The sequence below is a fragment of the Sphingomonas sp. T1 genome (genome assembly GCF_902506585.1).
GTDB lineage: Bacteria > Pseudomonadota > Alphaproteobacteria > Sphingomonadales > Sphingomonadaceae > Sphingomonas > Sphingomonas aerolata.
In genome coordinates, this window is sequence record NZ_LR733875.1 from 2,427,406 (window position 1) to 2,435,476 (window position 8,071).

At 63.8% G+C, this 8,071-nt stretch carries 5 protein-coding genes and 1 pseudogene; 4 read left to right on the top strand and 2 right to left on the bottom strand.

The window, feature by feature from the left end; all coding sequences use genetic code 11:
• The first annotated feature begins 14 nt into the window (after positions 1-14).
• A complete protein-coding gene (locus tag GV027_RS10875; protein ID WP_236559176.1) occupies positions 15-674 on the top strand; it encodes a DUF4893 domain-containing protein in 660 nt (219 codons plus the stop codon).
• A gap of 139 nt (positions 675-813) precedes the next feature.
• Here GV027_RS10875 and GV027_RS10880 read toward each other — a convergent pair whose 3' ends face one another.
• Positions 814-1,305, bottom strand: a complete 492-nt coding sequence (locus GV027_RS10880; protein ID WP_159511888.1) for a hypothetical protein — start codon at positions 1,303-1,305, stop codon at positions 814-816.
• Between the two features lie 152 nt (positions 1,306-1,457).
• Here GV027_RS10880 and uvrA point away from each other — a divergent pair, with 152 nt between their 5' ends.
• Both uvrA and GV027_RS10890 read left to right on the top strand, forming a co-directional pair.
• Positions 1,458-4,355, top strand: coding sequence for an excinuclease ABC subunit UvrA (uvrA, locus tag GV027_RS10885; RefSeq protein WP_159511889.1), 2,898 nt, complete (start codon positions 1,458-1,460; stop codon positions 4,353-4,355).
• A 52-nt stretch (positions 4,356-4,407) separates the two neighbouring features.
• Complete coding sequence (locus GV027_RS10890; protein ID WP_159511890.1) at positions 4,408-6,480, top strand: ATP-binding protein; 2,073 nt, start codon at positions 4,408-4,410, stop codon at positions 6,478-6,480.
• Between the two features lie 90 nt (positions 6,481-6,570).
• On the opposite strand, the gene GV027_RS10895 is transcribed toward GV027_RS10890, so the two are convergent.
• Positions 6,571-6,810, bottom strand: a complete 240-nt coding sequence (locus tag GV027_RS10895; protein WP_159511891.1) for a BrnA antitoxin family protein — start codon at positions 6,808-6,810, stop codon at positions 6,571-6,573.
• Positions 6,811-7,129: 319 nt separating this feature from the next.
• Here GV027_RS10895 and GV027_RS10900 point away from each other — a divergent pair.
• Positions 7,130-8,071, top strand: a pseudogene (locus GV027_RS10900) (hypothetical protein); the annotation flags it as partial.

Consider the following 8,071-nt stretch of genomic DNA (forward strand, 5'->3'; position numbering starts at 1 on the left):
CAAGGAGCCTGCCCGTGCGTGCGTTGATGATCCTGGCGATAGGAACGGCCTGTCTCGCCGGCTGCGCAACGCAGCCCCGGGGCGGCAGCGCGGGCAAGGCCCCGGCCGTGGCGGCGGAGCCCGCACCGGCCGCCCCAAACTGGACGACGATCGCGACGCCCGGCGACCGCGCCCGGCTCGCGGCACTCGGCGACAGCTGGACGCGCGCACGCGCCGCGGTGCCCAGACGGCTGGCGGGCCGGATCGCGGCCGAGGGTGCGCTGCTCGACCCCGCCGCTGCGCTCGACCTGCCCGCGCTGTCGCCCGGCTCCTATCGCTGCCGGCTGGTCCGGCTCGGCGGGCGGGCGGGCTATGCGAGCTTCGCGCCCGATTTTTGCTATGTCGACGGCAACGGCGCCGGGCTGTCCTTCACCAAGCAGACCGGCACGACGCTGCCCGGTGGCTGGCTGCACCCCGACACCGACCGGCGGCAGGTGTTCCTCGGCACGATGCGCACCACGCCCGCGCAGGTCGCGCCGTCCTATGGCACCAACCCGGCGCGCGACGTCGCGGGCGTCGTCGAGCGTGTCGGCCCGCTGCGCTGGCGCCTCGTGATGACGCGCGCGGGGCAGGGCGCGATCCTCGATCTCTACGAACTGGTCCCTGTGCCGCCGGCGCCTGCGACGCCACGCTGAGCCTAGAATCCTCCCCCGTCAGGGGGAGGTGGCAGGCGTCAGCCTGACGGAGGGGGCGGGAATGGAAACCTCTGTTCCGTGTCCTCCCCCTCCGTCACCTTCGGCAACACCTCCCCCTTGCGGGGGAGGATCGGAAGCATCAGCCCTTTGGCGGCTTGGCGAAGTTCGCCGCGAACCGCTCCAGGCCCGACGCGAACGAGTCGATCACCTTGGCGAATTCGGGCGGCAGCGCAGCAGTGTCGCTCCTGGGCGGTTCCGGCGTCTCGCCCGCGAACGGCCCGCTGCCCGCCGTCGACGCGCCCGGAGCCTCCGGCGAAGCCTCGGCCGAGGGTTCTGGCGGCTTGGGCGGCTTGGGCGGCTCGGGTGGCGCAGGCGGCGGCGTCGCACCGCGCATATCCTTTGCCGTGATCGCGGTCGCCGCCATCATCAGCCCGGCCGCGATCACCTGGCGTCCCGCGGGTGTGCCCATCTGCCGCGTCAGCGCCGCCGCGATCCCCGCGAACGGTGCCGCGCCGCCATGCTTGCCCGCCTTGGCGGACCAGCGTGCCTCGAAACCCTCGCGTTTCGTCGCGCCCGTCTCGGCCTCGCGCTCCCGCGCCTCGCGTTCGCGACGCTCCTTCTTCTTGCCCATCTCGGTCTCCAGCACTGTATTGTACTAACAATACACTATGTAACTATCGTCGGCACCTTGGACAATGGTTCGGCGTTACCCATCTTTGCGAGCACCCGCCCGGCGCCCTCCCGGGCTTGTCGCGTCCGAACAAATGTGGAACAGACTCTCCTATGCTGACCAAGATTTCCGTACGCGGCGCGCGTGAACACAACCTCAAGGACGTCGACATCGACATCCCCCGCGACACGCTGACGGTGATCACCGGGCTGTCGGGTTCGGGCAAGTCGAGCCTCGCCTTCGATACCATCTACGCCGAGGGCCAGCGCCGCTACGTCGAGAGCCTCAGCGCCTATGCACGCCAGTTCCTCGAACTGATGCAGAAGCCCGATGTCGACCATATCGAGGGCCTCTCGCCCGCCATCTCGATCGAGCAGAAGACGACGAGCCGCAACCCGCGCTCGACCGTCGCGACCGTCACCGAGATCTACGATTACATGCGCCTGCTCTGGGCGCGCGTCGGCATCCCGTACTCCCCCGCGACCGGCGAGCCGATCGCCGCGCAGACCGTCAGCCAGATGGTCGACCGCGTCATGGCGCTCCCCGAGGGCACGCGGCTCTATTTGCTCGCCCCCGTCGTCCGCGGCCGCAAGGGCGAGTATCGCAAGGAACTCGCCGAGTGGCAGAAGGCGGGCTTCACCCGCGTCCGCATCGACGGCACGATCCACGACATCGACGAGGCGCCCGCGCTCGACAAGAAGTACAAGCACGACATCGAGGTCGTCGTCGACCGCCTGGTGGTGGGCGGCGAGATCGCCACGCGTCTCGCGGAATCGTTCGAGACCGCGCTGAAGCTCGCCGAGGGCCTCGCCTATGTCGACCCCGCCGACCCGGTCGAGCCGCACACCCCCAAGTCCGAAATCCTCGGCAGCAACGCCCCCGACGGCCGCATCGTCTTCAGTGAGAAGTTCGCCTGTCCGGTCAGCGGCTTCACCATTTCCGAGATCGAGCCGCGCCTCTTCTCGTTCAACGCCCCCCAGGGCGCGTGCCCGGCCTGCGACGGCCTCGGCGAGAAACTGCTGTTCGACGAAGACCTCGTCGTCCCCAACCACATGCTCAGCATCAAGAAGGGCGCGGTCGTCCCCTGGGCGAAATCCAACCCGCCCTCGCCCTATTACATGCAGGTCCTCGGCAGCCTCGCGCGCGAATACAAGTTCGACATCGAGACCCCCTGGGGCGAGCTCCCCGAAGAGGTCCAGCGCGTCATCCTCCACGGCTCGAAGGGCAAGCCCGTCACGCTCACCTTCATCGACGGCAAGAAGAAATACGACGTCTCCAAGCCGTTCGAGGGCGTCATCGGCAACCTCAACCGCCGCCTGCTCCAGACCGAGAGCGCGTGGATGCGCGAGGAGCTGAACAAATACCAGTCCGCCGCCCCGTGCGAGGTCTGCGCCGGCGCGCGCCTGAAACCCGAAGCGCTCGCGGTCAAGATCGCGATGAAGGACATCAGCTACGCGACCCACCTCTCGGTCGTCGACGCGCTCCAGTTCTTCACCGACATGCCGCAGCATCTCGGCGACCAGCAGAACGCCATCGCCGAGCGCATCCTGAAGGAGATCGTCGAACGCCTCGGCTTCCTCAACAATGTCGGCCTCGACTATCTCAACCTCGACCGCACCTCGGGAACCCTAAGCGGCGGCGAGAGCCAGCGCATCCGCCTCGCGTCGCAGATCGGCAGCGGCCTGTCGGGCGTGCTCTACGTCCTCGACGAGCCCAGCATCGGCCTGCACCAGCGCGACAACGACATGCTGCTCAAGACGCTGCGCCGGCTGCGCGATCTCGGCAACACCGTGCTCGTCGTCGAGCATGACGAGGATGCGATCCGCACCGCCGATTACATCATCGACATGGGCCCCGGCGCAGGCGTCCGCGGCGGCCAGGTCGTCGCGCAGGGCACGCTGAAACAGATTCTGAAGTCGAAGACCAGCATCACCGCGGACTATCTCAACGGCACGCGCGAAGTGCCCGTCCCCGCCACGCGGCGCAAGGGCAACGGCAAGAAGCTCACCGTCCACAACGCCACCGCGAACAACCTGACGGGCGTCACCGCGAGCATCCCGCTCGGCACCTTCACCTGCGTCACCGGCGTCTCGGGGTCGGGCAAGTCGAGCTTCACGATCGACACGCTCTACGCCGCCGCCGCGCGCGAGCTCAACGGCGCGCGCATCGTCCAGGGCAAGCACGACAAGATCACCGGCCTGCAATATCTCGACAAGGTCATCGACATCGACCAGTCGCCGATCGGCCGCACCCCGCGCAGCAACCCCGCCACCTATACCGGCAGCTTCACGCAGATCCGCGACTGGTTCGCGGGGCTCCCGGAGAGCCAGGCGCGCGGCTACAAGCCCGGCCGGTTCAGCTTCAACGTCAAGGGCGGCCGCTGCGAGGCGTGCCAGGGCGACGGCGTGCTCAAGATCGAGATGCACTTCCTCCCCGACGTCTATGTGCAGTGCGACGTCTGCCACGGCGCGCGCTACAACCGCGAGACGCTCGAGGTGAAGTTCAAGGGCCACAGCATCGCCGACGTGCTCGACATGACCGTCGAGGACGCCGCCGAGTTCTTCAAGGCGGTCCCCCCGATCCGCGACAAGATGGCGATGCTGGTCGAGGTCGGCCTCGGCTACGTCAAGGTCGGCCAGCAGGCGACGACGCTCTCGGGCGGCGAGGCGCAGCGCGTCAAGCTCGCCAAGGAACTCTCGCGCCGCGCGACCGGCAACACGCTGTACATCCTCGACGAGCCCACCACCGGCCTGCATTTCGAGGACGTCCGCAAACTCCTCGAAGTCCTCCACGCGCTCGTCGAGCAGGGCAACACCGTCGTCGTGATCGAGCATAATCTCGACGTCATCAAGACCGCCGACTGGGTCCTCGACCTGGGCCCGGAGGGCGGCGTCAAGGGCGGCGAGATCGTCGCCGAAGGCACGCCGGAAAAGGTCGCCAAGGCCAAGGGCAGCTTCACGGGCAAGTATCTGGCGCCGTTGCTGGAGAAGAAGGTGGCGGCGGCGGAGTAGGGGCTTTACTGAGGACGTAAGATGTTCCAGTCATTCCCTGAAGGGGAAACTTGTGGCTGAAAAGAGCTATCCAGTAGAGGTTAAAGCCGATTTCATCGCGCGCCAAAGTCGGTGCAGCTTGGAAACAGCGCTCGCCGAGCTGATTTGGAACAGCTTAGATGCTGACGCAACGAACGTGATTGTGGCGGTTGAAGAGGATGGTCTGGGCGGATACACGAGCTTGGTAGTATCTGATAATGGTCACGGAATTTCTCATGCTGAAGCGCCGGCCCTGTTCCGAAATCTTGGCGGCTCCTGGAAGAATGCGTCCGGCAGAACGCGAAGTGAAAGGCGTGAACTTCACGGAAAGGAGGGGCGAGGGAGGTTTCGCGCTCTATCGATAGGCTCCGATATTTCGTGGGATGTAACGATCGAGGACGCAGGCGTCCTGACCAATTACCAAATATATCTGAGTGAGCATGATCCCGCTCAGGTACGGATTACTGATCCTGTCATTGTCGTCGATCGTAAGCCTGGCGTCGTGGTCACGGTCCGTGAAATAAAGCGAAATCTTGGCTTACTGTATGAGCCAGCTACAGCTGAAACTCTATCGCATATATTTGCGGTCTACTTGACGGCCTACCAACACGTTAATCTTCTGATTGCCGGAAAAAAAGTTGATCCGCGGCATGCTATCATCGAGGATGATAGATACGAACTTCCGCCAATCGAGATCGATGGCTTCAGTTACCCATGTTCTCTTAAGATCATCGAGTGGTCGACGAAGACAAAGCGAATGCTGTTTCTGGCCACCGATAAAGGTTTTCCAGTCTTCCAGATTGAAGGGAAGATTCAGGCTGAAGGGGTAAACTTTACGAGCTACCTGCTTTCAGAGTACTTTCCTGGGATCGTAGACTCTGGAGATGTTATATCTCCAGCCGATCGACCCGAAGTGAAGGCCGCTATTGACTCAGCAAGGCAGCAGATAAGAGCTCATTTTCGGCAAAAAGGTGTAATCCAAGGTCTAAACTTAATAGAAGCTTGGAAGGCAGAGCATGTGTACCCTTTTGAGGGGGACCCTGCAGATAGTATTGATAGGGCCGAGCGGAACATTTTTGAGTCTGTCGCCGTTGCCGTGAGTGCTGCGGTTCCGGATTTTGAGGATGCGCCCAAGGCTCAAAAAGCGTTACATCTGCGTCTGCTGAAGCATGCTATCGAGAAAAGTCCTCATGACCTTCAAAAGATATTGTCAGAGGTGTTAAAGCTTCCACGAGCGAAGCAGTCCGAACTTGCCAATCTGCTGTCACATTCTCAATTATCTGATATAATTAGTACGTCCTCTGTTGTGGGGGATAGAGTGCAGTTTTTGACCGGTTTGCGCGTAATTTTGATGAACGAAGACATGAAGAAGGTGTTTGGTGAAAGGGCCCACCTACACAAAATCGTTGAAAAGAATACTTGGATATTTGGCGAGCGCTACAACCTATGGGCGAGCGATAAGGAGCTTACTAATGTATTGAGAGCCTGCTCGAAGGAGTTAGGCGATAAGGTTGTGATCGACGAGCCCGTTGGGGTTATTGATAAGGAGCGGGGTATTGTAGATCTGGTGCTTGGTCGTACGAATAAGGCTGGGTCCGCGGACGAGTACGACAATCTTATTATTGAGCTTAAGGCACCGAAAGTCCGACTGAAATCAGACCATGTTGTTCAGATTGAAAAATACGCGACCGCTGTTTCTGAAGATAACCGATTTCATCGCGTAACGGGGGTTCGGTGGCACTTTTGGTTAATTGCGGACGACTATGATGGGTACGTCAAAAAGCGAATTGAGGGTGGTCCAGATCCAAGGAACAGGATTATTCAAGACGATGGAAAGGTCCGTATCGGTATAAAAACGTGGGGTGAGGTTTTAGATGATAACTTTGCGCGCCTTCACTTTGTACAAGATAGACTGAAATATGAGGCGAGTGAGCAGGAGTCACTTGAGAAAATTGCCGTAGACCATCAGGCGGCTCTCGAGAAAGTGAAACTGACTACAGAGTATATAGCATTTATGAAGGGCTCTGGCACAAAGATCGCTGATACAAGCGTCTTGCCAGATACGACGAGATTGCTGCCGGGCCCAAATGACGATGAGGCTGGGTGACAACTTGAGCCTTCTTAATGGGCTCAACGGTCAAAGCCCCGCCGCCGCCCGCAACGCCGCATTGATCCGCCCCTGCCAGCCCGGCCCGCCCTAGCGAAACTTCGCCAGGACGTCGGGATCGAGCCGCAACGTCACCTGCTGCTTGGCGCGGTCGCGCAAGGGAGGGCGGCCCTTCACGACGCCGTTCGGCCCCAGATAGCCCGTCGCCGGCCAGATCACCGTGCCGCCGATCGAAAACTCGGCGATCTCGAACATCTCGTCGGTCAGTTCCGGCGCGTCGTCGTTCGGATCAAATAAGGTAGCGGGCGAATCGTTTGCGTTCTCTGGCATTGGCCTTCCTCATCGAGATGACGCGCCGACCGTCCCCGGCATGGACCCATAATATCACGACCATGCGCTCTTCGAGAATCCCGAATCCTAGCCGGCCCGGACCGGTCGAGCCGCACCGTTCCCTGCTGCCCGACCCTGCAAACCCTCGGCCGAGTCGCGCCGTCGCAACCACCCGATCCGGCCCCCCGCCGCCGCCTCACCGCCGAATTGCACGAAACACCTCGCCCAATGGTACGGAATGACCGCCCCGGGGGGCTGTCCTACTACCCCCGTTTCAGCATATCTGATCGGTCCTCTCCCCTCGGGATAGGATCAAACCGTGAACAAACGTTCCGACACGCCGCCCCGCGCACCGGCCTTCGCGACGGTCCCCGGCACCGACTATGCCGCGCTCTACGCGCCCGAGCCCATAAAGCCCCGCATCACCTCGACCGCCGACACCCCCAGATGGGGCGGCACGCCGGCGCGGCTGCGCGTGCAGCCCGGCCCCGCCGTCTCGGGCGCCGGTCTGGCGGTCCCCCGCGCGATCCTCCCCGGAGGCGGCGCCCCCGCGAGCGGTCCCCGCACGGACGATCGCTACACGGCCGTGATCGCCTCGCCGCCCACCACCTTCGTCACCGGCGGCGCGGAGGACGATGACGGCGATCCCCTCGACGCGCCCGCCGCCGCGGCGCCGCCCCGCGCGCCCGGCGACCCGGACTCGCCCCGCGACCATCCCGACCCGCACCAGCCCGCGCTCGACGCTCTCGACCTCATGCCACCGGGCGCCGCCTGCGGCTCGCGCCGCCAGGACGGCTGGTCCGCCGCCAACCAGCGCCGCTTTCTCGAGGCACTCGCCGAGGGGCACGGGGTCGATGTCGCCGCGCGCCGCGTCGGCCTGTCCGCCACCTCGGCCTATGCGTTCCGCCGCACCGCCAAGGGCGCGGTGTTCGCGCTCGGCTGGCGCGCCGCCGCGCTCGTTGCGCGCGATTCGATCGCCGAGACGCTGCTCGTCCGCGCGCTCGAGGGGACGGTCGACACGATCGTCCGCGGCGAGACGGTCATCACCCGGCACAAATATGACAACCGGCTCGGCCTCGCGCTGCTCGCCCGGCTCGATCGCCAGGCGGAGAGCGCGCCCGATGCCGATGCCAAGGCCGCGCGGCTCGTCGCGCAGGAATTCGACGCCTATCTCGATCTCGTCGGGCGCGATCAGGGCACGGCGCGCGCGGGGCTGTTCCTCGCGCGGCGGACCGGCGGGGCAGGGGCCGGGGCATGGGCC